This window comes from Pseudomonas sp. DrBHI1, from assembly GCF_002205115.1.
Classification (GTDB): Bacteria; Pseudomonadota; Gammaproteobacteria; order Pseudomonadales; family Pseudomonadaceae; genus Aquipseudomonas; species Aquipseudomonas mosselii.
Map to the genome: position 1 here is coordinate 28285 of NZ_NIBE01000024.1, position 25930 is coordinate 54214.

General features: G+C 67.1%; 20 protein-coding genes. 14 read left to right on the top strand and 6 right to left on the bottom strand.

The features are described from left to right. Window positions 1-67 precede the first annotated feature (67 nt). Complete coding sequence (locus CC207_RS03840; RefSeq protein WP_028690717.1) at window positions 68-2368, bottom strand: fatty acid cis/trans isomerase; 2301 nt, start codon at window positions 2366-2368, stop codon at window positions 68-70. A 174-nt stretch (window positions 2369-2542) separates the two neighbouring features. Between CC207_RS03840 and metH the strand changes: the two genes are divergently transcribed. The 5 genes from metH (at window position 2543) to CC207_RS03865 (ending at window position 10468) form a co-directional block, all read left to right on the top strand. After that, entirely contained in the window at window positions 2543-6250 is a 3708-nt protein-coding gene (gene metH, locus CC207_RS03845) for a methionine synthase (protein ID WP_062363285.1), read from the top strand. Between the two features lie 171 nt (window positions 6251-6421). After that, window positions 6422-7534: a saccharopine dehydrogenase family protein gene (locus tag CC207_RS03850; protein ID WP_088851616.1), complete on the top strand. Its 1113-nt coding sequence runs from the start codon at window positions 6422-6424 to the stop codon at window positions 7532-7534. Between the two features lies 1 nt (window position 7535). Then, entirely contained in the window at window positions 7536-8015 is a 480-nt protein-coding gene (locus CC207_RS03855) for a DUF2269 domain-containing protein (protein ID WP_028690714.1), read from the top strand. Between the two features lie 164 nt (window positions 8016-8179). Further along, window positions 8180-9334: a cysteine desulfurase family protein gene (locus tag CC207_RS03860; protein WP_088851624.1), complete on the top strand. Its 1155-nt coding sequence runs from the start codon at window positions 8180-8182 to the stop codon at window positions 9332-9334. 276 nt (window positions 9335-9610) lie between these two features. Further along, window positions 9611-10468 (top strand): CAP domain-containing protein, encoded by an 858-nt coding sequence (locus CC207_RS03865; RefSeq protein ID WP_088851617.1) that lies wholly within the window; start codon window positions 9611-9613, stop codon window positions 10466-10468. Between the two features lie 138 nt (window positions 10469-10606). On the opposite strand, the gene CC207_RS03870 is transcribed toward CC207_RS03865, so the two are convergent. Then, window positions 10607-11587 (bottom strand): GlxA family transcriptional regulator, encoded by a 981-nt coding sequence (locus CC207_RS03870; protein WP_088851618.1) that lies wholly within the window; start codon window positions 11585-11587, stop codon window positions 10607-10609. A 100-nt stretch (window positions 11588-11687) separates the two neighbouring features. Between CC207_RS03870 and CC207_RS03875 the strand changes: the two genes are divergently transcribed. Continuing rightward, window positions 11688-12299, top strand: a complete 612-nt coding sequence (locus CC207_RS03875) for a LysE family translocator (protein WP_028690711.1) — start codon at window positions 11688-11690, stop codon at window positions 12297-12299. Between the two features lie 12 nt (window positions 12300-12311). On the opposite strand, the gene CC207_RS03880 is transcribed toward CC207_RS03875, so the two are convergent. Both CC207_RS03880 and CC207_RS03885 read right to left on the bottom strand, forming a co-directional pair. After that, window positions 12312-13508: an MFS transporter gene (locus tag CC207_RS03880; protein ID WP_088851619.1), complete on the bottom strand. Its 1197-nt coding sequence runs from the start codon at window positions 13506-13508 to the stop codon at window positions 12312-12314. A 107-nt stretch (window positions 13509-13615) separates the two neighbouring features. Next, window positions 13616-14515, bottom strand: coding sequence for a LysR family transcriptional regulator (locus tag CC207_RS03885; RefSeq protein ID WP_028690709.1), 900 nt, complete (start codon window positions 14513-14515; stop codon window positions 13616-13618). Between the two features lie 73 nt (window positions 14516-14588). Between CC207_RS03885 and CC207_RS03890 the strand changes: the two genes are divergently transcribed. Next, window positions 14589-14918, top strand: a complete 330-nt coding sequence (locus CC207_RS03890; protein WP_028690708.1) for a cupin domain-containing protein — start codon at window positions 14589-14591, stop codon at window positions 14916-14918. Here CC207_RS03890 and CC207_RS03895 read toward each other — a convergent pair. Then, complete coding sequence (locus tag CC207_RS03895) at window positions 14909-16276, bottom strand: MATE family efflux transporter (RefSeq protein ID WP_158216131.1); 1368 nt, start codon at window positions 16274-16276, stop codon at window positions 14909-14911. The genes CC207_RS03890 and CC207_RS03895 overlap by 10 nt on opposite strands. A 103-nt stretch (window positions 16277-16379) precedes the next feature. Between CC207_RS03895 and CC207_RS03900 the strand changes: the two genes are divergently transcribed. The 4 genes from CC207_RS03900 to CC207_RS03915 all read left to right on the top strand — a co-directional run bounded on the left by CC207_RS03900 (window position 16380) and on the right by CC207_RS03915 (window position 22412). Further along, window positions 16380-16973 (top strand): TetR/AcrR family transcriptional regulator, encoded by a 594-nt coding sequence (locus CC207_RS03900; protein WP_062363304.1) that lies wholly within the window; start codon window positions 16380-16382, stop codon window positions 16971-16973. A 149-nt stretch (window positions 16974-17122) separates the two neighbouring features. Next, the gene (locus tag CC207_RS03905; protein WP_088851621.1) at window positions 17123-19528 is read left to right on the top strand and encodes a glucose/quinate/shikimate family membrane-bound PQQ-dependent dehydrogenase; all 2406 of its coding nucleotides are present in this window, start codon (window positions 17123-17125) and stop codon (window positions 19526-19528) included. Window positions 19529-19636: 108 nt separating this feature from the next. Continuing rightward, window positions 19637-20887, top strand: a complete 1251-nt coding sequence (locus tag CC207_RS03910) for a carbohydrate porin (RefSeq protein ID WP_088851622.1) — start codon at window positions 19637-19639, stop codon at window positions 20885-20887. A gap of 133 nt (window positions 20888-21020) precedes the next feature. After that, window positions 21021-22412: an APC family permease gene (locus CC207_RS03915; protein ID WP_088851623.1), complete on the top strand. Its 1392-nt coding sequence runs from the start codon at window positions 21021-21023 to the stop codon at window positions 22410-22412. A 24-nt stretch (window positions 22413-22436) separates the two neighbouring features. On the opposite strand, the gene CC207_RS03920 is transcribed toward CC207_RS03915, so the two are convergent. Then, window positions 22437-23450 (bottom strand): AraC family transcriptional regulator, encoded by a 1014-nt coding sequence (locus CC207_RS03920; RefSeq protein WP_028690702.1) that lies wholly within the window; start codon window positions 23448-23450, stop codon window positions 22437-22439. Window positions 23451-23622: 172 nt separating this feature from the next. Here CC207_RS03920 and CC207_RS03925 point away from each other — a divergent pair, with 172 nt between their 5' ends. The 3 genes from CC207_RS03925 to CC207_RS03935 form a co-directional block, all read left to right on the top strand. Next, window positions 23623-24807 carry an acetyl-CoA C-acyltransferase family protein gene (locus CC207_RS03925; protein ID WP_028690701.1) on the top strand — a complete coding sequence of 395 codons (1185 nt, stop codon included), beginning with the start codon at window positions 23623-23625 and terminating at the stop codon, window positions 24805-24807. Window positions 24808-24821: 14 nt separating this feature from the next. Further along, window positions 24822-25670 carry a 3-hydroxybutyryl-CoA dehydrogenase gene (locus CC207_RS03930; RefSeq protein ID WP_028690700.1) on the top strand — a complete coding sequence of 283 codons (849 nt, stop codon included), beginning with the start codon at window positions 24822-24824 and terminating at the stop codon, window positions 25668-25670. Window positions 25671-25682: 12 nt separating this feature from the next. Then, on the top strand, window positions 25683-25930 hold a 248-nt coding region (locus tag CC207_RS03935), incomplete at its 3' end, for a helix-turn-helix domain-containing protein (protein WP_143496061.1).

Genomic DNA, 25930 nt, shown 5'->3' on the forward strand with positions numbered 1-25930 from the left:
CAAAGCAGCGCCAGGGCCTACCCATCGATTCCGACCGCATGGGTGCCGAAAAGATCAGGCCAACCGATCAGAGGTTCTCGTAGCGGTTCATGTCCAGCACGCCGGCCTCTACCGGCTCGGTTTCCTTGATGTAGCTGTTCAGGTCATGGAAGTAGCGCCAGAACTCGGGGTGGCTGCGGCGAACGCCCCAGCGCATGACGATGCGCTCGAACTTGGCCGTGTCGTCCCGCGCCGCCTCCATGTCCTCGACGAACTCCGGCACATCGGCCACCGGGATGTTGAAGATGAAGTTGGGATAGCTGCTGAGCACGCCCGGGTACAGGGTCAACGTGTCCAGCCCCGGCTGGTAACGGTAGGCCTCGCCAAGCAGGAACGCCACGTTGCTGTGCGCGCGATTGCGCAGCAGGCTGTAGACCTGGCGCTGGCCGCCCTGCCCTTCGATGCGCAGCATGGTCGCCTCGGGCAGTTGCCCGATCACCTTGAGCCCTGCCGCCGGGCGCGACACCAGGCGGCTCAGCGACTGCTCGGCGTCACGGAACTCCGTGGGCAGGCCGGACCGCGAGCAATAGGCGCCCTGGCAGCGGTTGATCGGATCCGGCGCGGCGTTCAGGCTGCCGGTGCGTTGCAGCAGCTTGAGGCCGAAGTCGCGCTTGGGATCGTGCTTGTCCAATTTCAGCGCGCTCGGAGTGCTGGTGTCGATGTCCTCGTAGTCCATCCACATCTTCACCTTGCCGCTGTTCTGGTACCAGTCGCCGAGGATCTCGCCACGCTTGCCCGCAGGCATCAGGCGCAGGAAGTTGATCTCGGCGCCGTTGCGGATCAGGTCGAAGTACAGCCGTGTCTGCAACTGGTGCGAGACATTGCCGAACACATCGAAGTTCACCGCCAGCTGGTAGTAGGTGCGCTCGAACAGCGGGTAGTCGAACAGCCACATGGTCAGCGGCACGTCACCGATCAGGCCCTTGGTCACCGAGGCGCTGTCGAAGTGGCGGAAAATGCTCAGCAGTGCGTTGTCGTTGCCGGCCCACAGGGTCGACCAGCTTGGCGCCGGCTGCTCGGCATAGGCTTCGCGACGCAGCGCCTCGTACTCGTTGCGCTTGTCGCGGTAGGCGTGCCACAGGCTCAGCACGCTGCCAACGTCATCGATCTGCCCGGGCATCGCAAGCAACGGCGTGGCCTCGCCCCGGTACTTGGCGTCGGTGATGTACAGGTCGTGGGCCGGCTCCTGGAACAGCGCCCAGAAGTTGTCGCGGATCACGTCGGTGGCGATCTGCCCGCGGCACACCGGGCCGCGAATGAAGGTGCGGACGAAGTACTCGGCGTTGTCCAGCATGAACTGGTAGCGGGCCACCGCCGGGATCGCCTCGAAGGTCTCGAACGGGTTGGCGCGGTGGCGCGGGCCATAGCCGGGCAGCGACGAGGCATGCCAGTCGCCGCTGTAGAACAGCTGCTTGACCCGCTTGAGCTTCTGCGGCCCCATCGGGTAAGTGATGTGGGTCTTGTGGACGATCACGCCCTGCACCGGAATCAGCCGGTAGTAGAAATCGGTGCCCGGCGGGTCGTTGGGCCGGCGGGTGGCGATCAGGTCCACCGGCTGGCCGCTCGGCGTGCGCGAGCGCACCCATTGGAAGAAGTGTCCGGGCTCACCGCCGACGAAGTGGATGTGCGCGAGGAACAGGTGCTCGTACAGCCAGCGGCCGACCAGCGCCTCGGTAGAGCCCGGGCGGTTGAGCAGCTCTTCCCAGTCGGCGATCTGCTTCGCCTCGACCGCGCTGGGCTGGATTGGCGTCTTTTCGACCGGAGCCCCGGCTGCCAACCAACGCTGCAGGGTCTGATACTCCTGGTCGGTCAGGCCGGTGACCGCCAGCGGCATGCCCTCTTTCGGGTGGGCGCCGGCGTAGGCGTCGAACTCGTGGGGCAGCGGGCACATGTTGTTGCGGTTGAGCCCCAGGACGATCTCTTCGGGCAGCTTGGCATTGGGCGTGAGCGGGGTCTTGTGGCCCAGTTCGAGCATGCGCGCCATCAACGCCGCCTGGCTGCCCTGCTTGTCCAGCACCGAGTAGAAACCCTGCTTGCGCCAGCCGGCTTCGTCGCGGGCATCGTAGAACAGCCGCGTGGTGGGCACCGCCTGGCTGCGTTCGCCTTGGTAGACCGGCACCTTGGAAGCGCCGCGCTCGGCGCCCTCGGCGCTGCCCAGGTTGAGTTGGCAGGCTGCATCGTTGCAGGCGTGGCAGGCCACGCACTTCTCGGTGAAGATCGGTTGGATATCCCGGGTATATGAAATCGTCGGGCTCGATTGGGGGGCCTGCCCGAACGCCGCGCCACTGAGGAGCAGGGCGAAGGCGCTGGCAAGTATGCGATGCAACATGTGCCGAATGTCCTGGTTCTTGAAAGCCATCACGATGTGCCTGGCGGGTCCTGAGGTGTTGGGGGCGCCGCGCCAACATGAGGGAAATTCATGCAAATGGGCGATACGCCTAAAATCCGTGCAGCTTTGTTATTATTCGGCACCTTCTGATATTCGCCCGACCAGGTAGTTCCTATGTCCGACCGCAGCGCTCGTTACCAAGCACTCCAGAAAGCACTCAAAGAGCGCATCCTGATCCTCGACGGCGGCATGGGTACTATGATCCAGAGTTACCGCCTCGAGGAACACGACTATCGTGGCACGCGCTTCGCCGATTGGCCAAGCGATGTTAAGGGCAACAACGACTTGCTGCTGCTCAGCCGCCCGGATGTCATCGCCGCAATCGAGAAGGCCTACCTGGACGCCGGCGCCGATATCCTCGAGACCAACACCTTCAACGCCACGCAGATTTCCCAGGCCGACTACGGCATGGAGGCGCTGGTCTATGAGCTCAACGTCGAGGGCGCGCGCGTCGCCCGCCAGGTGGCCGACGCCAAGACCCTCGAGACCCCGGACAAGCCACGCTTCGTCGCCGGCGTGCTCGGCCCGACCAGCCGCACCTGCTCGATCTCCCCCGACGTCAACGACCCGGGCTATCGCAACGTCACCTTCGACGAACTGGTAGCGAACTACATCGAGGCCACCCGTGGCCTGATCGAGGGCGGCGCCGACCTGATCCTGATCGAGACCATCTTCGACACCCTCAACGCCAAGGCGGCGATCTTCGCCGTGCAGCAGGTGTTCGAAGAGGACGACGTCGAACTGCCGATCATGATTTCCGGCACCATCACCGACGCCTCCGGCCGCACCCTGTCGGGCCAGACCACCGAAGCCTTCTGGAACTCGGTACGCCACGCCAAGCCGATCTCCGTCGGCCTGAACTGCGCCCTCGGCGCCAAGGACCTGCGCCCTTACCTGGAAGAGCTGGCGACCAAGGCCGACACCCATGTGTCCGCCCACCCCAACGCCGGCCTGCCCAACGCCTTCGGCGAATACGACGAGACCCCGGCGGAAATGGCCGCGGTGGTCGAGGAGTTCGCCGCCAGCGGCTTCCTCAACATCATCGGCGGCTGCTGCGGCACCACCCCGCCGCACATCCAGGCCATCGCCGAGGCGGTCGCCAAGTACAAGCCGCGCGCGATTCCGGACATCCCCAAGGCCTGCCGCCTGTCGGGCCTGGAGCCGTTCACCATCGATCGCCAGTCGCTGTTCGTCAACGTCGGCGAGCGCACCAACATCACCGGCTCCGCCAAGTTCGCCCGGCTGATTCGCGAGGAGAACTACACCGAGGCCCTGGAAGTCGCCCTGCAGCAGGTCGAGGCCGGGGCCCAGGTGATCGACATCAACATGGACGAAGGGATGCTCGACTCCCAGGCCGCCATGGTCCGTTTCCTCAACCTGATCGCCGGCGAGCCGGACATCTCCCGGGTGCCGATCATGATCGACTCCTCCAAGTGGGAGGTGATCGAGGCGGGCCTGAAGTGCATTCAGGGCAAGGGCATCGTCAACTCGATCTCGATGAAGGAAGGCGTCGAGCAGTTCAAGCACCACGCCCGCCTGTGCAAGCGCTACGGCGCCGCCGTGGTGGTGATGGCCTTCGATGAGGTCGGCCAGGCCGACACCGCCGCGCGCAAGAAAGAGATCTGCCAGCGCAGCTACGACATCCTGGTCAACGAGGTGGGCTTCCCGCCGGAAGACATCATCTTCGACCCGAACATCTTCGCCGTCGCCACCGGCATCGACGAGCACAACAACTACGCCGTCGACTTCATCGAGGCCTGCGCCTACATCCGCGACCACCTGCCGTATGCCCTGAGTTCGGGCGGCGTGTCCAACGTGTCGTTCTCGTTCCGCGGCAACAACCCGGTGCGCGAGGCGATCCACTCGGTGTTCCTCTACCACGCGATCCAGAACGGCCTGACCATGGGTATCGTCAACGCCGGCCAGCTGGAGATCTACGACGAAATCCCCGCCGCCCTGCGCGAGAAGGTCGAGGACGTGGTGCTCAACCGCACCCCGCACGGCACCGACGCCCTGCTGGCGATTGCCGACGACTACAAGGGCGGCGGCGCCACCAAGGAAGTCGAGAACGAAGAATGGCGCTCGATGCCGGTGGACAAGCGCCTCGAGCATGCGCTGGTCAAGGGCATCACCGCCTACATCGTCGAAGACACCGAAGAGTGCCGCCAACAGTCGGCGCGCCCGATCGAAGTCATCGAAGGCCCGCTGATGAGCGGCATGAACGTGGTCGGCGACCTGTTCGGCGCCGGCAAGATGTTCCTGCCCCAGGTGGTGAAATCCGCCCGGGTGATGAAGCAGGCCGTGGCCCACCTGATCCCATTCATCGAGGCCGAGAAAGGCGACAAGCCCGAGGCCAAGGGCAAGATCCTCATGGCCACGGTCAAGGGCGACGTGCATGACATCGGCAAGAACATCGTCGGCGTGGTGCTCGGTTGCAACGGCTATGACATCGTCGACATGGGCGTGATGGTCCCGGCCGAGAAGATCCTGCAAACCGCCCGCGAGCAGAAATGCGACATCATCGGCCTGTCCGGCCTGATCACCCCGTCGCTGGACGAGATGGTCCACGTCGCCCGCGAGATGCAGCGCCAGGACTTCCACCTGCCGCTGATGATCGGTGGTGCCACCACCTCCAAGGCGCACACCGCGGTGAAGATCGAGCCCAAGTACGCCAACGACGCTGTGGTCTATGTCACCGACGCCTCGCGCGCGGTGGGCGTGGCCACCCAGTTGCTGTCCAAGGAACTCAAGAGCGGCTTCGTCGAGAAGACCCGCCAGGAATACGTCGAGGTGCGCGAGCGCACCGCCAACCGCAGTGCCCGCACAGAGCGCCTGAGCTACGCCCAGGCCATCGCCGCCAAGCCACAGTACGACTGGGCCGCCTACCAGGCCGCGGTGCCCTCCTTCACCGGCGTCAAGGTGCTGGAGGACATCGACCTGCGCACCCTGGCCGAGTACATCGACTGGACGCCGTTCTTCATCTCCTGGGACCTGGCCGGCAAGTTCCCACGCATCCTCACCGACGAAGTGGTCGGCGAGGCCGCCACGGCGCTGTACAAGGACGCCCGCGAGATGCTCGACAAGCTGATCGACGAAAAGCTGATCAGCGCCCGCGCGGTGTTCGGCTTCTGGCCGGCCAACCAGGTCGAACACGACGACATCGAAGTGTACGGCGACAACGGTGACACTCTGGCCACCCTGCACCACCTGCGCCAGCAGACCATCAAGCCCGACGGCAAGCCGAACTGGTCCCTGGCCGACTTCGTCGCGCCGAAGGACAGCGGCGTGACCGACTATGTCGGCGGTTTCATCACCACCGCCGGCATCGGCGCCGAGGAAGTGGCCAAGGCCTACCAGGACAAGGGCGACGACTACAGCTCGATCATGGTCAAGGCCCTGGCCGACCGCCTGGCCGAGGCCTGCGCCGAGTGGCTGCACGAGCAGGTGCGCAAGGAGCACTGGGGTTATGCCAAGGACGAGCACCTGGACAACGAGGCGCTGATCAAGGAGCAGTACAGCGGCATCCGCCCGGCACCTGGCTACCCGGCCTGCCCGGACCACACCGAGAAGGAAACCCTGTTCCGCCTGCTCGACGGCACCGCCATCGGCGAGACTGGTCCGAGCGGCGTGTTCCTCACCGAGCACTTCGCCATGTTCCCGGCGGCGGCAGTCAGCGGCTGGTACTTCGCCCACCCGCAGGCGCAGTACTTCGCCGTGGGCAAGGTGGACAAGGACCAGATCGAGCAGTACAGCGCCCGCAAGGGCCAGGACATCAGCGTCAGCGAGCGCTGGCTGGCGCCGAACCTGGGCTACGAGGGCTGACGCCAGCCCTGCACTACCCCTGTAGGAGCGGCCTCGTGTCGCGAAAGGGCTGCATGGCAGCCCCAGGATCTGCAAATATCGCTGGGGCCGCTGCGCGGCCCTTTCGCGACACGAGGCCGCTCCTACACAGGGAACGCGTGAACCTCCCGACACATGCACAAGGACCCCCGCATGTCCCGCAGAATCCTGGTGATCGGCGCCTACGGCAACTTCGGCCGGATCATCTGCCGCCACCTGCAGCAGATGCCCGCCGTGCAACTGGTGATCGCCGGCCGTAACGCCAACAGCCTTGCCCAACTGGCCACACAGCTTATTGGCAGCGAACGCTGGTGCGGCGACGCCATGGCTCCCGGTTTTGCCGACGCCCTGCGCGCGCTGCGCATCGACTGGGTGATCCACACCGGCGGCCCCTTCCAGGGCCAGCCCTACAACGTGGCCGAGGCCTGCATCGAGGCGGGCGCCAACTATTGCGACCTCTCCGACTGCCGGGTGTTCGTCAACGGCATCGAGCGCCTGGACGCCCGCGCCCGAGCGGCCAATGTCGCGCTGCTCAGCGGCTGCAGCTCGGTGCCCAGCCTGTCGTCGGCGATCCTCGACGAGCAGCGCCATCACTTCAGCCGCATCGAGCGCATCGAGCACGGTATTTCCTCCTCGGCGAAGATGCCCGGCCTGTCCACCATCGAAGGCGTGCTGGCCTACGCTGGCCGGCCGATCCGCCAGTGGCGCGACGGGCGCCCGCACGCCGTGGACGGCTGGCTCGGCCTGCAGCTGCGTCACCTGCCCAGCCTGGGCTGGCGCCTGTTGAACAACGTCGATGTGCCGGACATGGACATCTTCGCCGAGCGCTACGGCGCCCGTGACCTTGCATTCAAGGCCGGCGCCGGGCTCATGGCCGGCGGCCTGGCCAATGCCGCGCTGGCGTTGCTGGTCAAGCACGGCCTGGTGCGCGACCCGCTGCCCTGGGCGCGGCGCCTGCATCGCCTGGGCGGCCATTTCGAGCGCTTTGGCGATGGCATGAGTGCGATGTACCTGGATGTCCGCGGCCTGGACATGCAGGGCCAGCCACTGCGCCTGCAGGCCCAAGTCAGCGCCAGTGACGACAAGGGCCCGGAAATCCCCAGCTGCGCGGCGGTGGCGCTGATGGCCAGGGTGATCGAGGGCTACACCCCGGCCCCGGGCGCCCGCCCCTGCGTCGGCGAGATCAGTGTCGAGCAGTACCTGGCGGCCATCGGCGAACCGGACAAGGTGCGCTACAGCGTCAGCTTCCAGCACGGGCGAGGCTGAGATGAGCTACCTGCTGCTCAAATACCTGCATGTGATCGCCGCGGTGTTCCTGTTCGGTTTTGGCATGGGCTCGTACCTGTACCTGATCGCCGCGAACCGCAGCCGCGATCCACGGGTGATCGCCGCCGTGGCGAGGATGGTGGTGCGCTTCGATGCCTGGATCACCACGCCCGCCGGGGTCCTGCAGTTGCTGACCGGCTACGCCATGGTCAGCATGACCGGCATGCCGTGGTCCGCCGACTGGCTGCAGGGCGCGCTGCTGATCTTCTTCACGGTGGGCGCCCTGTGGCTGCCGGTGCTGCTGTTGCAGACGCGCATGCAGCGCCTTGCTGCCCAGGCCGTCAAGCATGACACCGCGCTGGGTGAAGACTATCAGCGGCTGTACCGCCCCTGGCTGTGGATGGGGGTGGCGGGGTTTGCCGGCATGTTCCTGATCGTGCTGGTGATGATCACCAAGCAGGCACCGTGGCAATGGCTCTGACCCTCGAGAGAAAAATATTCTAAGTACATAGCGAAAAAGCATAGAATTTTTTTCGAGTATCGCCTTGATACGGGAAAAAGGAAAAACATTCATATCGGCAATTGCCTAGGATGATGTCCATGGATGCCGACAGGCGGCGTCCACGCACGGACCCGCCCGCGATCATGCCCAGCACCCCGCTCTACTTCGATTACGCCGCCACCACTCCGGTCGATGACCAGGTCATCGCTGCCATGCTCACCTGCCTGGGCCGCGAAGCCAACTTCGGCAACCCCGCCTCCAGCGGCCACTTCCATGGCCAGGCCGCCCGCGAGGCCGTCGAGCAGGCCCGCCGCCAGGTGGCCGAGCGCGTAGGCGCCCAGCCCGATGATCTGGTCTGGACCTCCGGCGCCACCGAATCCAACAACCTGGCACTCAAGGGTATCGCCCAGGGCTTCGCGCAGCCGGGCCACCTGCTGACCAGCCAGCTCGAACACAAGGCCATCCTCGACACCGCCGCCGAACTGGAGCGCCAGGGCTGGACGGTGACCCGCCTGGCGCCGGACGCCCATGGCCTGATCCAGGCCGAAGCCGTGCAGGCCGCGCTGCACCCGGATACGCGCCTGGTGTCGCTGATGGCGGTGAACAACGAACTGGGCACCGTGACCGACTTCGCCCGCATCGGCGAGCTGGTCCGCGACCATGGCGCCCTGCTGCACGTGGACGCGGCCCAGGCCGTGGGCAAGGTCGGCATCGACCTGGCGCACCAGGCCGTCGACCTGATGTCGTTCTCGGCGCACAAGGTCTATGGCCCCAAGGGCATCGGCGCCCTCTACGTCGGCGCCCGCGCCCGCCCGGCCATGCGTGCGCAGATGCACGGTGGCGGCCATGAGCGCGGCCTGCGCTCCGGCACCCTGGCCACCCACCAGATCGTCGGCATGGGCAGCGCGTTCGAGTTGGCCGGCCAACCCGGCGAGGCCGAATACCAGCGCCTGGAGCAGCTCGCCCGACGCCTGCGCGACGGTCTGCTGGCCCTGCCTGGAGTCACGCTCAACGGCTGCGCGGTGCAGCGCATTCCCCACACCCTCAACCTGTGCATCGACGCCAAGGGCTTCAACAGCCTGGCACTGGCCGGCGAGTTGGCGCTGTCCACCACCTCGGCCTGCAACTCGGCAAGCAACGCGGCGTCCCACGTGCTGCTGGCCCTCGGCCTCGACGAGCGCCAGGCGCGCAACAGCGTGCGCCTGAGCCTCGGGCGCTACACCAGCGAGGCGGACGTGGACACGGCGCTGGCGGTGTTCGGCCGGGTTGTTGGAGCTGCCGCGGTGGCACTCTGGTAGGCACGCAGCAACCCCTGCTGGTCAACAGGGTGCCGGTGATACGGCCGGCTCTCCCTGTTGACCGCAGGGTCACAACCTTCTTCCGTACCTTCAAGCGATAGCGCGCCAACAACGATCGCACTTTTTTGCCGACCGGCGGTCTACTCCCTCTTTTGCCAACCGCATTCGATTGCCAAGGCCCGCTTTTTCACGCTGCACATGGCCAGGCCAAAAGCCTTGCCGTTGTGTAGGATGGGCAGCGCAGATCCAGACGCTGCCAGTTACAGGGAGATCCACATGCGCGTCCCATCCGTTGCCTGCCTCATCGGCCTGACGCTGGGCCTGCTCGCCGCGACCAGCGCCCAGGCCTTCACCGGTGAAGAGGCGCAACTGATCGATACGATCAACGTCTACCGCAGCCAAGCCCAGCGCTGTGGTGGCGAAGCCTCGCTGGAGCTGCCGCCGCTCAACAGCGACACCCGCCTGGCGCTGTCGCCCGAAGGCACCCGCGACCTGCAGCAGGCCATGACCCGCGCCGCCTACCCGATGGTCAATGTCCAGGCCATCAGCCTGTCCGGCCCGCGGGACGCCCAGGCGGCGATGAAGGCCATCGAGGAGAGCTTCTGCCAAGTGGTGCTCGACCCGCAGTTCGTCGACATCGGCGTCAGCCAGGAGGGCCGAGACTGGCGCATCGTCCTGGCCCGGCCGCTGCTCAGTGCCCGCCTGGGCGACTGGCAGGCCGAAGGCCAGAAGCTGCTGCAGGAGATCAACGCCGCACGCCAGCTGCCCCGCCAGTGCGGCGGCCAGCCGTTCGCCGCCGCCCCCGCGCTGGCCTGGAACGCCACCCTGGCGGGTGTGGCCGCCAACCACACCCGGGCCATGGCCAACCAGAATTTCTTCGATCATCTCGACCGCGATGGTCGTACTCCGGGCGACCGGGCGGAGCTGGCCGGCTACCTGTACCGGCAGATCGGCGAAAACATCGCCGCCGGGCGCGACACCGCGCGCAAGGTGGTCGATGGCTGGCTGGCCAGCCCAGGGCACTGCGCCACGCTGATGAACCCGGACTTCCGTGAACTGGGAGCGGCGTATGCGGTGGATCCGAAGAGCGATGCCGGGATCTACTGGACGGGGTTGTTCGGTACGCCGCAGTAGGGAACGAATCCGCCTGCCATGCACAGCACCTGTGGGAGCGGCCTTGCGTCGCGAAAGGGCCGCAAAGCGGCCCCGGCAATTTCAGCGATTCCCGAAATAGGCGCCGCTGCGCAGCCCTTTCGCGACGCAAGGCCGCTCCTACAGGGACGGCGCATGGCCCGACCTGCGTAACGCCAGTGCCGTGCAACCAAACCGCCGCCGCACCCACTTGCCCAGGTAGCTGGCATCCCCCATCCCCACTTCATCGGCGATCTGCGCCAGGCTGTGGCTGGAGTTGAGCAAGCGCCAGCGCGCCTGCTGCAGGCGTAGCTCCTGCCACCAGGCCTTGGCGCTCATGCCATGACAAGCCTGGAACTGGCGGTCGAGCTGGCGCCGGCTGATGCCCAGTTCTGCCGCCAATACCTCCACCGGCAGCTGCGTCGCCAGGTGATGGCGCATCAGCGCCGTGGCCCGCTGCACCTGGCGTGCCTGCCCGGCGCCGGCCTCCAGCGAACGCAAGGCGTGCTGGCTGTCCCGGCTTTCGTCCACCAGCATGTCGGCCAGGCCCTTCAGCGCCCGGGCACGGCCACTGGCGCGGGCGATCAGCTCCACCGCCAGGTCGATGGCCGCCGTGCCGCCGGCACAGGTGATGCGCTCACCGTCGAAGCAGAACAGCTGCCCGGTCAACAGGCGCACGCGGGGAAAGGCCAGGCGAAACTCCGCTTCATGGCGCCAGTGCACCACCACCTGATGACCGTCCAGCAGGCCGCAGGCCGCCAACAGGAAGGCCGCGTTGTCGACACACACCAGCTTCACCCCGGCCTTGCTCGCCTGCTTCAAAAGGGCCTTGTAGCGCGGTGCCAAGGCCGCCGTGGCACTGGCGTTGCGCCCGCCGAACAGCACCAGGTGGTCGTAGTCGCCCCAGCGGATCTGCGCAGGGGTTGCCTCGACCTGGACAATCGCTGCGCTGCTGGAAACCACCGGCTCCCGGTCCAGCCCGAGCACGGTCCAACGGCAATAGCGCTGACGGCTGTAGTCCTCGTCGTCGGCGGAGAAGCGCAGCTTGTCGAGGAACGCGCCGAACGGCAGCAAGGCGAACTCCGGTAAAGGCAGGATCAGCAGGCGCAGGTCGGGTGTCATTCAGGAATGTCCAGATATAACCATTCTATGACCAGATACTACCCTGTATTTCCACTGCCCTGCCCTACACTGGCGCCCTGCACTTCCACAAGGCTCCCCCATGGCACTCGACACCTGGCTCATCTACCTGCTCGCCAGCATCGGACTGTCGCTGACCCCAGGTCCGAACAGCCTGCTGGCCCTGACCCATGGCGCGCTGTACGGCGCCCGCCGCACGCTGTTCACCATCCTTGGCGGCGTGCTGGGCTTCAGTCTCCTGATCGCCCTGACCATGTTCGGCCTGAGCGCCCTGCTGCAGGCCTCGGCCTCGGTGCTGACGGTGCTCAAGTGGATCGGCGGGGCCTACCTGGTCTGGCTTGGGATCCAGCTGTGGCGCATACCGGCGCTGCACCTGGAACAACCGCGCGGCGGTGTGGCGCTGAGCAATGCCGGGTTGTTCCGCCAGGGCTGCCTTTCGGCTGTGGCCAACCCCAAGGTGCTGCTGTTCTATGGCGCGTTCCTGCCCCAGTTCATCGACCCGCAGCGTGGCCTGCTGGTGCAGTTCGTGGTGATGGCGGCGACCTTCGCCAGTGTCGAATGCCTGGTGGAGTACCTGCTGGCACGTCTGGCGTTTCGCATCCGCCCGTGGCTGGCCAAGGGTGGCCGGTGGTTCAATCGCTGTTGCGGGAGCCTGTTCGCACTGATCGGCGTGGCCCTGCCGCTGGGACGATAGAAGCCCCGGGGATCATCGCCGGGAAACAACCAGGAACACCCCCAGCGCAACCGCCGGCAATCCCGCCCCCAGCAACGCCACGCCGCTCCAGCCGTACTGCGCGTACACCCCGCTGGCCAGCGCCGAGCCCAGCGCCCCACCGAGGAAGATGCTGGTCATGTAGAGGGCATTGAGCCGGCCACGGCTGGCCGGATCCAGCGCGTACACCTCACGCTGGCCGATGACCATGTTCATCTGCACGGCGAAATCCAGCAGCACCCCGGTCAACCCCAGGCCGATCACGCTGGCGCCCGGTGCGCTCAAGCCAAGCAGTAACGCCAGTGGCGCCAGGGCCATCGCCAGCAGCGAAGCGCGTCGCGCATGCCCGGCATCGGCCAGGCGCCCGGCCAGCGGCGCCGCCACCGCGCCCACCGCGCCCACCAGGGCGAACAGCGCGATCTGGCTCTGCGACAGGCCGTGCTCGCCAGCCAGCGCCAGCGGCACCGCCGTCCAGTACAGGCTGAAGGCGGCGAACATCAGCGCCTGGTACAGCGCCCGCTGGCGCAACACCGGATGGCGGCGCAACAGCACCAGCAACGAAGCCATCAGCCCAGCATAACTGGCCTTGTGCTCCGGCAGCCGGCGCGGCAAGGTCAACGCCAGCAGCAGGATGATCGCCACCATCACCCCGGCGGCGCCGACAAACACCGCGCGCCAGCCGAAGTGATCGGCCACCAGGCTCGCCAGCGGCCGCGCCAGCAGGATGCCCAGCAGCAACCCACCCATGATGTTGCCGACCACCCGGCCACGCTCGCGCTCCGGCGCCAGGTGCGCCGCCAGTGGTATCAGCATCTGCACCGCCACCGAGCTGAAGCCGATCAGCAGCGCGTACAGCAGGAACACCTCGCCCTGCCCGTGACCACTGGTGCCGGCCAGCAACAGGCTGCCGGTGGCCAGCACCGCCGTGGCGATCATCAGCCGGCGGTTCTCCAGCAGGTCGGCCAGCGGCACCAGGAACAACAAGCCCAGGGCATAGCCGATCTGGGTCAGGGACACGATCAGGCTGGCCCGCTCGGTGGACAGCCCCAGGTCCGGCGCGATCAGGCCGACGATGGGCTGGGCGTAGTAGATGTTGGCGACGATGGCGCCGCAGCAGAACGCCAGCAGCGTCACCAGGGCCCGGCTCAGGCCCGGGGCCGTTGCCTGGGCGACGGCGAGGGAGGGATTCATTCGAGGGTACCTCGGCTTGCGAAAGGATGTGCGCGAAGGGTGACGGACATCCGCCCCGGCGAGAATCCATCGCCCGCGCAACGGGCCTTTGCGCGGCGCGCAACGCCTCAGCCGGCCAGAAGCCCCTCGCAGAAGGCGACGAACGCCATCACCCGGCGCGAGCCACGGTGGTTGGGCAGGTACAGGGCGTTGATGCTGGCGCTGGCCGCCCCCGGGCTCACCGTCCAGTCGGCGAACAGCCGCTGCAGGCGCCCGGCCTCGACATCCTCGCGCACCAGCCAGTCGGCCAGCAGCGCCACGCCGCTGCCGGCAATGGCCGCCTCACGCAAGAGGTCGGCGTTGGCGCTGCGCAACGGGCCGCTGACGTCCAGTTCCAGGCGCTGCTCGCCCAGGCTTAGCCGCCACGGCCGCGCCGATTGGCCGTAGCGAAAACGCAGGCAGGCGCACGCGGCCAGTTGCTGCGGCTCGCTGAGCACCGGCTGCTGGCGCAGGTATGCCGGGCTGGCCACCAACCAGCGCTCGAAGCGCCCCAGCGGGCGACACACCAGTTCATCACTGGGCGCCGGCTCGCCAAGGCGGATGCTCAGGTCGTAGCGGCCATCGAGCAGGTCGTCAAAGCGGTCGCTCAGGTCGATGTCCAGCTCCAGTGCCGGGTAACGGGCGAGGAACGCGCCCAGGTGCGGAGCGATGACCCGGCGACCGAACTCCACCGGCAGGCACAGGCGCAACACGCCGACCGGCTCTTCGCCGCGGTCGGCGACACTGGCGTCGGCCTCGGCCAGGGCCTCGAGAATCTCGCGGGCCCGCTGGTAGTAGCTGGCGCCGGCTTCGGTCAGGCTTACCTGGCGGGTCGAGCGGTTGAGCAGGCTGGCCCCCAGCTCGAGTTCCAGGGCGTCGACCTGGCGGGTCACCGAGGAGGTCGCCACCCCGAGCCTGCGCGCGGCGGCGGAAAAGCCGCCGGCCTCGGCGGTGGCCATGAACACCTTCAGAGCCAGCAGCTTGTCCATCGTCAATCTTCCAGGGGGCAAAGGCCAAAACCTTCCTACAATCACCGACTGGAATCAACCACGCGAGACGCCCATGCCCGACAACCTGTTCAGCGCCCTGCCGCCGCTCGCGCCCGACGCCGACGAGCAGTTCACCGACCTGCTCCGGCGCCCGGGCCTGCGCATCGAGCGTATCGTCTCCAGCGGCCAGTCCAGCCCGCCGGGGTTCTGGTACGACCAGGCCGAGGGCGAATGGGTGGTCGTGCTCAGCGGCAGCGCCGGGCTGCGCCTGGAGCACGAGCCACATACCCGCGTGCTGCGCCCCGGCGACCATCTGGACATCCCGCCCGGTTGCCGCCACCGGGTGGAATGGACCGAGCCCGGCGTGGCGACGGTATGGCTGGCGGTGTTCTATCAGGGCTGAGCCAGTACCGCCGTGGCGGGCGTTGCCTGCAGGCGATAGAACCGCCACGGCAGCAGCACCGCCGCCACGGTCAGGCCGCAGGCGAAGCCGACCCAGACGCCCACCGCGCCCAGCGAGGAGTGCAAGGCCAGCCAGTAGCTCAGTGGCAGCGCCAGCAGCCAGTAGCTGACCAGGGTCACGCCCACCGGCCAGCGATAGTCCTGCAGGCCGCGCAAGGCGCCCAGCGCGGTGGACTGCAGACCATCGGCCACCTGCATGGCCGCGACCACCACGAACATCGGCACGGCGATGGCGATTACCTGCGGGTCGTCGCTCATGGCCTCGGCGATGGAGCGCCCGAACAGCGCCAGCAGCACGGTGGCCACCAGCATCCAGGCAGTGACGCTGGCAAAGGTGGCGCTGCCGATGGCGCGGATGCGTGCCGTCTCGCCGCGGCCCTGGGCCTGGCTGATGCGGATGCTGACCGCCGCCGCCATGCCCAGCGGCAGCATGTACAGCAGCGCGCCGATCGACTGCACTACCTGGTTGGCCGCCAGGGCTGCATTGCCCAGCCAGCCGAGCATCCAGGCAGCGATCACCACCGCGCCGGCCTCGGCAAGATACCCCAGGCCCAGCGGCCAGCCCTCGCTCAACAGCGTGCGCCAGGTCAATCGTGCCCCTTGGGCAGCCTGACGGTAACTCGCCAGCGAGGGCGCCAGGCGCCAGTAAGCCAGGGCCAGCAGCACCGCCAGCGATTCGGCGATCACACTGGCGATACCCGCCCCCAGCAGGCCCAGCGCCGGCAAGCCGAAATGGCCGTGGATCAGCCCATAGCTCAGCGGAATGTTGAACAACACCGCGCTCATCACCAGCAGCACGCCCACCCAGGGCCGGCCGATGGCTTCCAGCACGTCCTTGAACACCACCGCCAGGCAGTACGGGATCAGGAATACCGCCATGGCCTGCCAGTACGGCGTCAGCAGCGCCACGTCGGGCAGCGGTACGCCCAACCATTGCACCAAGGGCAGGCAGGCCAGCATCGCCAGGCAGCCGAGGATACCCACCAGCAGGCCATAACCCAGCCCGGCACGCAGCGTGCGTGCCACGGCGCCGGGGTCGTCGGCGCCATGGGCATGGCCGACGCGCACGCTGAGGGTGGCGAGCATGCCGTACAGCCCGGCATGGAAGATCAGCCCGGCGCTGCTGGTCAGCGCGACACAGGCCAGTACCACGGTGCCCAGCGAGGCCAGCAGCACGGTATCGGTCAGGCTGATCAGTTCGGCCGCCGACAGGCCCAGCACCAGCGGCAGCGCCAGGCGCAACAGGCCAGGCAGCTCGCCCAGCCAGGCAACATTCTTGGGTGAAGCGAGGGCAGTCACGGTAGCCATCTCCAATTGACATACGCCGCGTATGCTAATGACATTTATTGACATACGCAACGTATGCTAATTTGCAGCCATCGTTTTTTACCCGGAGCCCTCCATGCCCACCCCTCGCCGCAGCCGCGCCGCCATGAGCGCGGACACCACCGAACGGCTGATCGCCGTCGCCCGCCACCAGTTCGCCGAAAAGGGCTTTGCCGCCGTGGTGATGGACGAACTGTGCGCCGAGGCCGACCTCACCCGCGGGGCCCTGCACCACCATTTTGGCGGCAAGGCTGGGCTGTTCACCGCTGTGGTGCAGCACCTGCTCGAGGAGATCAACCAGGCGATCGATGCCCGCTACGCCACTCATGACGACCCGTGGGAGGGCTATATCGACACCTGCCTGTACTACTACGACCTGCTGCACGAGCCGGCCCTGCGCCGCATCCTGCTGCAAGACGCCCCCGGGGTGCTCGGCCCTCGGCTGCGCGAACTGGAGGAAGCCAGCTACATCGGGCCCATGGCCCAAGGGCTGGTTGAGTTGCAGCAGGCCGGCAGGCTGCGCGCCTTCGACGCCGTGGCCATGGCCCACCTGATCAATGGCGCGATGGGCGACAGCGGCATGTGGGTAATTGCCCAGGACGATCCGCAAGCGGCGGCGGAGCGGGTGAAGGGGGCGCTGCGCTGTTTGCTGGAGGGGTTGCAGGTTTGAGCGCTTACTCATCACTACAGGGGTAAGCGCCGCTCCCACACGGGGAAACGCACAGCCTATAGGATCTTGCACGAAACAAAATGTACTAACTTGTTAATTAGCTTGCTAAGGGCTTAAACTTCTCGCATTCCACCTGCGAGATCCCTGGCATGAAAGACTCACCCCGCGCCTCCGGCGCCTCAACCTTCATCCTGGTCGGACTGGGCGTCGTCATCGCCCTGCTCGGCCTGCTCCTGGCCGCCGGCGGCGTAAAGCTGGCCGGCCTGGGCGGTTCCTGGTACTTCCTGGTCGGCGGCCTGGCCATGGCCATTGCCGGGATCCTCATCGCCCGTCGCAAGCCCGCTGGCGCCTGGCTGTACGCGCTGTTCCTCGCCGGCACCGCGATCTGGGCCGTGGCCGACACCGGGCTGGCGTTCTGGCCGTTGTTCTCGCGGCTGTTCATGTTTGCCGCCATCGGCCTGGTGGTGGCGCTGGTGTATCCGCAACTGGTCCGACGCCCGGCGCGTGGCGCCTATGGCGTCGCCGGCCTGCTGGGCGTGGCGCTGGTGATCGCCGCCGGCAACATGTTCGTCGCCCATCCCAGCGTCGCCCCCACCGGCAAGGGCCCAGGCCAGACGCCGGTGGAACCCGGCCAGCAGCAGAAGGACTGGGCCCACTACGGCAACACCGAGGGCGGCAGCCGCTTCGCCGCGCTGGACCAGATCAACCGAGGCAACGTCGACCAGCTCAAGGTGGCCTGGACCTACCACACCGATGACGTCGCCCTCAGCGACGGCAACGGCGCCGAAGACCAGCTCACCCCACTGCAGGTAGGCGACAAGGTGTTCATCTGCACCCCGCACAACAACCTGATCGCCCTCGACGCCGACACCGGCAAGGAACTGTGGAAGAACGCCATCAACGCCCAGTCCAAGGTCTGGCAGCGCTGCCGCGGCCTGGCCTACTTCGACGCCAGCGCGCCGATCGCCCAGCCGACCCAGCCTGACAGCACGCCGGTCAGCGTGAGCAGCGTGCCGGCCGGCGCCAACTGCCAGCGCCGCCTGCTGACCAACACCATCGATGCCCGCCTGATCGCGGTCGATGCCGACACCGGCGCATTCTGCGAAGGCTTCGGCGACAACGGCCAGGTCGACCTCAAGGCCGGCCTGGGCAACGTACCGGACTCGTACTACCAGCTGTCCTCGGCACCGCTGATGGCCGGCACCACCGTGGTGGTCGGCGGCCGCGTCGCCGACAACGTACAGACCGACATGCCCGGCGGCGTGATCCGTGGCTTCGATGTGATCACCGGTGCCCAGCGCTGGGCCTTCGACCCGGGCAACCCGCAGGACCGCGAAGCCCCGCAAGGCGACCGGACCTACGTGCGCAGCACCCCCAACAGCTGGGCGCCAATGTCGTACGACCCGGCGATGAACACCCTGTTCCTGCCGATGGGTTCCTCGTCCACCGATATCTACGGTGTCGAGCGCAACAAGCTTGACCACACCTACGGCGCCTCGGTGCTGGCCCTGGACGCCACCACGGGCAACCAAAAGTGGGTGTACCAGACCGTGCATAACGATCTCTGGGACTTCGACCTGCCAATGCAGCCGAGCCTGATCGACTTCACCAAAGATGACGGCAGCACCGTGCCCGCCGTGGTGATCGGCACCAAGGCCGGGCAGATCTACGTGCTCGACCGCGCCACAGGCAAGCCGCTGACCCAGGTCGACGAAGTCCCGGTCAAGCCGGGCAATATCCCTAACGAGCCGTACTCGCCGACCCAGCCAAAGTCGGTGGGCATGCCGCAGATCGGCGCGCAGACCCTGACCGAATCGGACATGTGGGGCGCCACCCCGTACGACCAACTGCTGTGCCGCATCGACTTCAAGAAGATGCGCTACGACGGCCTGTACACCGCGCCGGGCACCGACCTGTCGCTGAGCTTCCCCGGCTCGCTGGGCGGCATGAACTGGGGCAGCATTTCCACCGACCCGGTGCATGGCTTCATCTTCGTCAACGACATGCGCCTGGGCCTGTGGATCCAGATGATCCCGTCGCAGAACCAGGGCGCGGCGGCAGGCGGCGGCGAGGCGCTGAACACCGGCATGGGCGCGGTGCCGCTCAAGGGCACGCCGTACGCGGTGAACAAGAACCGCTTCCTGTCGGTGGCCGGTATTCCGTGCCAGGCGCCGCCGTTCGGCACCCTCACCGCCATCGACATGAAGACCCGGCAGATCGCCTGGCAGGTGCCGGTCGGCACCGTCGAGGACACCGGCCCTCTGGGCATCCGCATGCACCTGCCGATCAAGATCGGCCTGCCGACCCTGGGCGGCACCCTGTCCACCCAGGGCGGCCTGGTGTTCATCGCCGGCACCCAGGACTTCTACCTGCGCGCCTACGACAGCGGCAACGGCAACGAGATCTGGAAGGCCCGCCTGCCGGTCGGCAGCCAGGGCGGCCCGATGACCTATGTGTCGCCGAAAACCGGCAAGCAGTATGTGGTGGTCACCGCCGGCGGCGCGCGCCAGTCGACCGACCGTGGCGACTACGTGATGGCGTACGCCCTGCCGTAATCGCGTCGCCTGCATCGCCGGCAAGCCGGCTCCCACAGGGTCCATGCACTCAGTGTGGGAGCCGGCTTGCCGGCGATGAGGCCCTTTCAGACAACCCGAGACTCCGCAATGTCATCCGTTTCACGCCTCACGCCCACCCTGCTTCTTGCCCTCGCCAGCACTGCTGCATTCGCCGCCGACAATACCCTGACCGGCGACTGGGGCGGCCTGCGCCACCAGCTCGCGGCAGACGGCATCACCTTCACCGGCGACTACAGCGGCGAGACCGCCTACAACGCCCATGGTGGCCTGCACCGTTCGGCCCGCTACTCGCAGAACCTCAAGCTGGGCGTGCAGTTCGACCTGTCGAAGCTGTACGGCCTGGACAACGGCGGCAAGGTCCAGCTGACTATCAACGACCGCCGTGGCAACAGCGCTTCAGACGACCTGGTAGGCAACCGCCTGCCGATCCAGGAAAACTACGGCGGTCTCTACACCCGCCTGACCGAACTGAGCTACGAGCGCAACCTGTCGCCCGCGCTCAACCTCAAGCTCGGCTACATGGCCATGGGCAACGACCTCGGCGGGCTGGACAGCGGCATCCTGTGCAACTTCATGAACGCCGGATTCTGTGGCCACCCGCTGAACATGTCCGGCGGCAGCGGCTGGACCAACTACCCCAACGCCCACCTCGGCATACGGGTGAAATATGACCTCGCGCCCGACTGGCAACTGCGGCTGGCGGCGTTCAATGTCGACCCCGAGAGCAACGGCAATGCCAGCCGCGCCTGGCACCTGGGACCCAAGCACACCACCGGCACCGTGGTCCCGGTGGAACTGGTGTACAAGCTGCGCGGTGAACTGCCGGGCGAATACAAGCTCGGTTACTACTACGACAGCTCGAACGTGAAGCGCATCGGCAGCAGCAAGGAAGTCGCCGGTCGTGGCGGACATTATCTGCTGGTCGATCAGGCCGTGTGGAACGACCCGGCATCGCCCGGGCGCAGCCTGCATGCCTTCGGCCAGTACTCGGCCTCGAGCAAGGCCGCCTCGCCATTCACCCGGTGGTACGGCGCTGGCGTGGTGCTGTACCAGCCGTTCGCAAGCCGGCCACGGGATACCGTTGCCCTGGGGTATGGCCGCGCGGTACCGAACCCACGTAGCCGCGATGTGCTGGAAGAGGCGGCCGTCGATGCCGGGCAACCCTTCCCGAACCTCGACAGCGCCGAGCAACTGGTCGAGCTGAGCTATGGCTACCAGGCCACCGCTTGGCTGAACCTGCGCCCGGATGTGCAGTACATCGTCGAGCCGGGAGCGTTTTCCGGGAAGGACATCGACAATGCGCTGATATTCGGCTTGCAGGTCAAGGCGACGTTCTGAAATAAGGCCTGGCGGGCTCTGGAGGAGCGCCTAGCTTTTTCCTGCCTAGCAACCACATATTTACTAATTTCCCCGCCCCGCACCCTGTCCCAGTATCTGGCGCAACTACAACAACAAAGAGCGGGGAACTGTCATGAGTGCAAGTGCGTCCGTGCCTGCCAGCGTGCAGCACGATCAAGCCGGTTTTCGCCGGGTCCTGGGGCTGGGGTCGCTGCTGGCGGTGGCCGTGGGCCTGGTGGTGTCGCAAGGGGTGATGGTGATGATGCTGCAGGGGGTTGGTGCCGCCGGCCTGGGCTTCATCGTGCCGTTGGGGCTGGCCTACCTGCTGGCCCTGAGCTACGCCTTTTCCTTCTCCGAACTGGCCCTGCTGGTGCCCCGTGCCGGCAGCCTGTCGAGTTACACCGAGGTGGCGCTGGGGCACTTCCCGGCGATCCTGGCGACCTTCTCCGGCTACGTGGTGGTGGCCATGTTCGCCCTGTCGGCCGAACTGCTGTTGCTCGACCTGATCGTCGCCAAGGTCTACCCCGGGGTGTTCCCGCAATACTCGGTGGCCTTCGGCGTGCTCGCGCTGTTCACCGGCCTGAACCTGATGGGCATCGACATCTTCGCCAAGCTGCAGAGCGCCATGGCCGTGGTCATGGTGATCGTGCTGCTGATCCTCGGCGTCGCCGCGATCAGCGAAGGTCATGCCGAAGGGGTCACCACCACGCTGCTGCAGGGCGACTGGAACCCGATGGGCGCCGGGGTGCTGGCCCTGACCGCCATGGCCGTGTGGGGCTTCGTCGGCGCCGAGTTCGTCTGCTCGCTGGTGGAGGAAACCCGCAAGCCCGAACGCAACATTCCGCGTTCGATGATCATCGGCCTGACCGTGATCTTCGCCACCATTGGCCTGTACGGCCTGGGTGCATTGTTCCTGGTGCCCCGCGAAGCCCTGAGCAGCGATGCCCTGCCCCATTACCTGTTCGCCACCACGGTGTTCGGCAAGACCGGCGAGGTGTTCCTGGTGATCGCCGCGGTGACCGCCACCTGCAGCACCCTCAACACCTCGCTCGCGGCCATTCCGCGCATGCTCTATGGCATGGCCTGCAATGGCCAGGCGTTTCCCCAGTTCAAGCAGCTCAGTCCGCGGGCGCGCACGCCCTGGGTGGCCGTGCTGTTCGTGGCGGCGATCACCGGCCTGCCGATCCTGCTGATGGGCCAGGACGCCGCCGCGATCAACCTGCTGCTGCTGGCCGCCGCCCTGGCCTGGCTGCTGGCGTACATCATCGTGCACCTTGACGTGATCGCCCTGCGGTTGCGCTACCCGCATCGGGCGAGGCCATTTCGCACCCCGCTCTATCCGCTGCCGCAGCTGTTCGGCATCGGCGGGATGCTGTATGCGATCTGGCATGCCTCGCCCAGCCCGGAGATGAACCTGAAGGTCTTCGGTACGGCAGGGATCGTGCTGGCGGTGGTATCGCTGATCGCGCTGGTCTGGATCAAGGGCGTGATGAAGAAGCCGTTGTTCAGGCCCGAACCGCTTTAGCGATAGCGGACCAAGCACGCCCCGTCATGCCGAAGAGGCGCGCTTGGCCCGATAGCTGCCCGGACTCTGCCCGGTCCACTTCTTGAACGCCCGGTGAAACGCGCTGGGTTCCTGGAACCCGGTGTGCTCGGCGATCTCGGCGATGCTCAGGTGGCCTTCGCGCAAGAGTTCGAAGGCCATCGCCCGGCGTACTTCGTCCTTGATCTGCTGGTACGAGCGCCCCTCTCGCTCCAGCTGGCGGCGAAAGCTGCTGGCGCTGAGCCGCTGCCGTTCAGCCATGGCGTTGAGCGTCGGCCACTGCCCGTAGTGGCGGGCGCGCAGGTGGCGATAGACCTCGGCCACCAGGCCGTTCTGGTTGCGAAAGCGGATCACCAGCCCTTGCGGCGCGCTGCGCAGAAAACCCTTCAGCGCCGTCAGGTCCTGCACCACCGGCAAGCGCAGCCAGGCGCTGTCGAACTCCACCTCGGTGCGTCCGCTGCCCAGGCGCAGGTCCGGCCCCCAGAGCAGCGCGTCATCCTCCTGCGCCGGGCGCCCCAGGGCCAGCTCGGTGCGGTCGATGGCGATGCGCCGACCGGCCAGCCAGCACAGCAGGCCGATCACCAGGACCAGGTAGGTTTCCTCGGCATAGACCCGGGTCAGCGGGTCGGCGATGTTCGATTGCACGCTGATCACGGTGCGCGCACCGCGCACCGTGACACTGCCGTTCAGGTCGCGCAAAAACAGGGCGAAACTGCCCAGGCACTGACGCAACGCCTTGCCCAGGGTCGGCTCCTGGATCAGTCCGCGGCAGATCAGGGCGAAGCTGCCCAGGGGCATGCCATGGCTGTCGAGGCGGAAGAACTCATCGTGCAGTTCGTCGATCAGCGCCAGCCACAGTTGGGCGAACGCCTTGGCCGGTACCCGCGCCAGCGGCTGGGACAGCACCTGCGGGTCGATGCCCACCGCCCGCAGGTGGGCATCGCGCGCCTGTGGCCGCTCACGCAAGGCGTGAAGCATGGCATTGAGGAAGTACACCGCGACCGTATCGCTATCGCGCATGGCAGAAGTCCGCTGTCTATACTGAGTGGCAAAAAATGCCAGGTTGACTGAACAGATCCGGCATAGGCCGCCTGAGTGCCTTTGCCTAGACTCGATCCACCCCGGGAGGGTGCGGCCGCCATTCTCGCAGAGCCACTCCCACCCCGCCACGCCTTCGCAAACGGAGCCCCCCATGAGCAGCACAGAAATCTTCGTCGTCAGCGCGGTACGTTCGGCCATCGGCAGCTTCGGCGGTTCGCTCAAGGACCTGCCCCTGGCCGACCTCGCCACCCAGGTGACCCGTGCCGCCATCGAGCGCTCGGGCGTCGCCGCCGAGCAGATCGGCCATGTGGTGATGGGCAACGTGATCCCCACCGAACCACGCGACGCCTACCTGGGCCGGGTCGCGGCGATGAACGCCGGCATTCCCAAGGAAACCCCGGCCTTCAGCGTCAACCGCCTGTGCGGCTCGGGCCTGCAGGCCATCGTCTCGGCCGCCCAGGGCCTGCTGCTGGGCGACAGCGACATCGCCCTGGCCGCCGGCGCCGAGTCCATGAGCCGCGGCCCCTACCTGCTGCCGCAGGCCCGCTGGGGCGCGCGCATGGGTGACCTGCAGGGTATCGACTACATGGTCGGCATCCTCCAGGACCCGTTCGAGCACTTCCACATGGGCATCACCGCCGAGAACGTCGCGGCGGCCCACGGCATCAGCCGCCAGATGCAGGACGAGGTCGCCCTGACCAGCCAGCGCCGCGCCGCCCGGGCCATCGCCGAAGGCCGCTTCGACGGCCAGATCGTGCCGATCGAGATCAAGACCCGCAAAGGCCCCGTGCAATTCGCCGTGGACGAGAACGTGCGCGGCGACGCCAGCGCCGAACAGCTGGCGGCCATGAAGGCGGTGTTCAAGAAGGACGGCACCGTCACCGCCGGCAACGCCAGCAGTATCAACGATGGCGCCGCCGGCCTGGTCCTGGCCACCGGTGACGCCGTGCGCCGCCAGGGCCTCAAGCCGCTGGCGCGCATCGTCGCCTACGCCCACGCCGGTGTGGAACCGGCACTGATGGGCCTGGGCCCGATCCCGGCCACGCAGAAGGTGCTGGAAAAAGCCGGCCTGAAGGTCGCCGACCTGGACGTGATCGAGTCCAACGAAGCCTTCGCCTCCCAGGCCTGCGCCGTGGCCCGCGCCCTGGGCTTCGACCCGGAGAAGGTCAACCCCAACGGCTCGGGCATCTCCCTCGGCCACCCGGTCGGCGCCACCGGCGCGATCATCGCCACCAAGGCCATCCATGAACTGCATCGCGTCCAGGGCCGCTACGCCCTGGCCACCATGTGCATCGGCGGCGGCCAAGGCATCGCCGTCGTCTTCGAACGCGTCTGAAAGGAGTCAGCAACATGAACATCGAACACATCGCCGTGATCGGCGCCGGCACCATGGGCAACGGCATCGCCCAGGTGTGCGCGCTGGCCGGCTACCAGGTCCTGCTGGTGGACGTCTCCGACGCCGCGCTGGAGCGTGGCGTGGCGACCCTGGGCAAGAACCTCGAGCGCCAGGTCGGCAAGGGCACCATCGACGCCGACAAGGCCAGCGCCGCCAAGGCCCGGATCCGCACCAGCACCGATTATGCCCAGCTGGCAGACGCACAGCTGGTGATCGAGGCGGCCACCGAGAACCTCGCCCTCAAGCAGCGCATCCTGCAGCAGGTGGCCGCCAACGTCGGCGCCGAGTGCCTGATCGCCACCAACACCTCGTCGCTGTCGGTCACCCAGCTGGCGGCCAGTATCGAACAGCCGCAGCGTTTCATCGGCGTGCACTTCTTCAACCCGGTGCCGATGATGGCGCTGGTCGAGATCATCCGCGGCCTGCAGACCAGCGATGCGACCTACGCCCAGGCGCTGCTGGTCACCGAGAAGCTCGGCAAGACGCCGATCACCGCCGGCAACCGCCCAGGCTTCGTGGTCAACCGGATCCTGGTGCCGATGATCAACGAGGCGATCTTCGTATTCCAGGAAGGCCTGGCCAGCGCCGAGGACATCGACACCGGCATGCGCCTGGGCTGCAACCAGCCGATCGGTCCGCTGGCCCTGGCCGACCTGGTGGGCCTGGACACCTTGCTGGCGATCATGGAGGCCTTCCACGAGGGCTTCAACGACAGCAAGTACCGCCCCGCCCCGCTGCTCAAGGAGATGGTTGCCGCCGGCTACCTGGGGCGCAAGAGCGGTCGTGGCTTCTTCACCTACTGACGGAGTCGCGCCATGCCCCCGGTCAACGCGGCGCTGCGCTGCGCCAATTTCGAGGAGCGGCGTGACCGGGCCATGGCCCTGTTCGCCGAGAAAGGCTTCGGCCAGGTCAGCATGCGTGAGCTGGCGGCGCACGTGGGCTTGACCGCGGGCTCGCTTTATCACCATTTTCCCAGCAAGCAGGACCTCTTGTACGACCTGATCGAAGAACTGTACGAGGAGTTGCAGGCCACCCTGGACCTGGGCCGTCGGGCGCGGGCCCA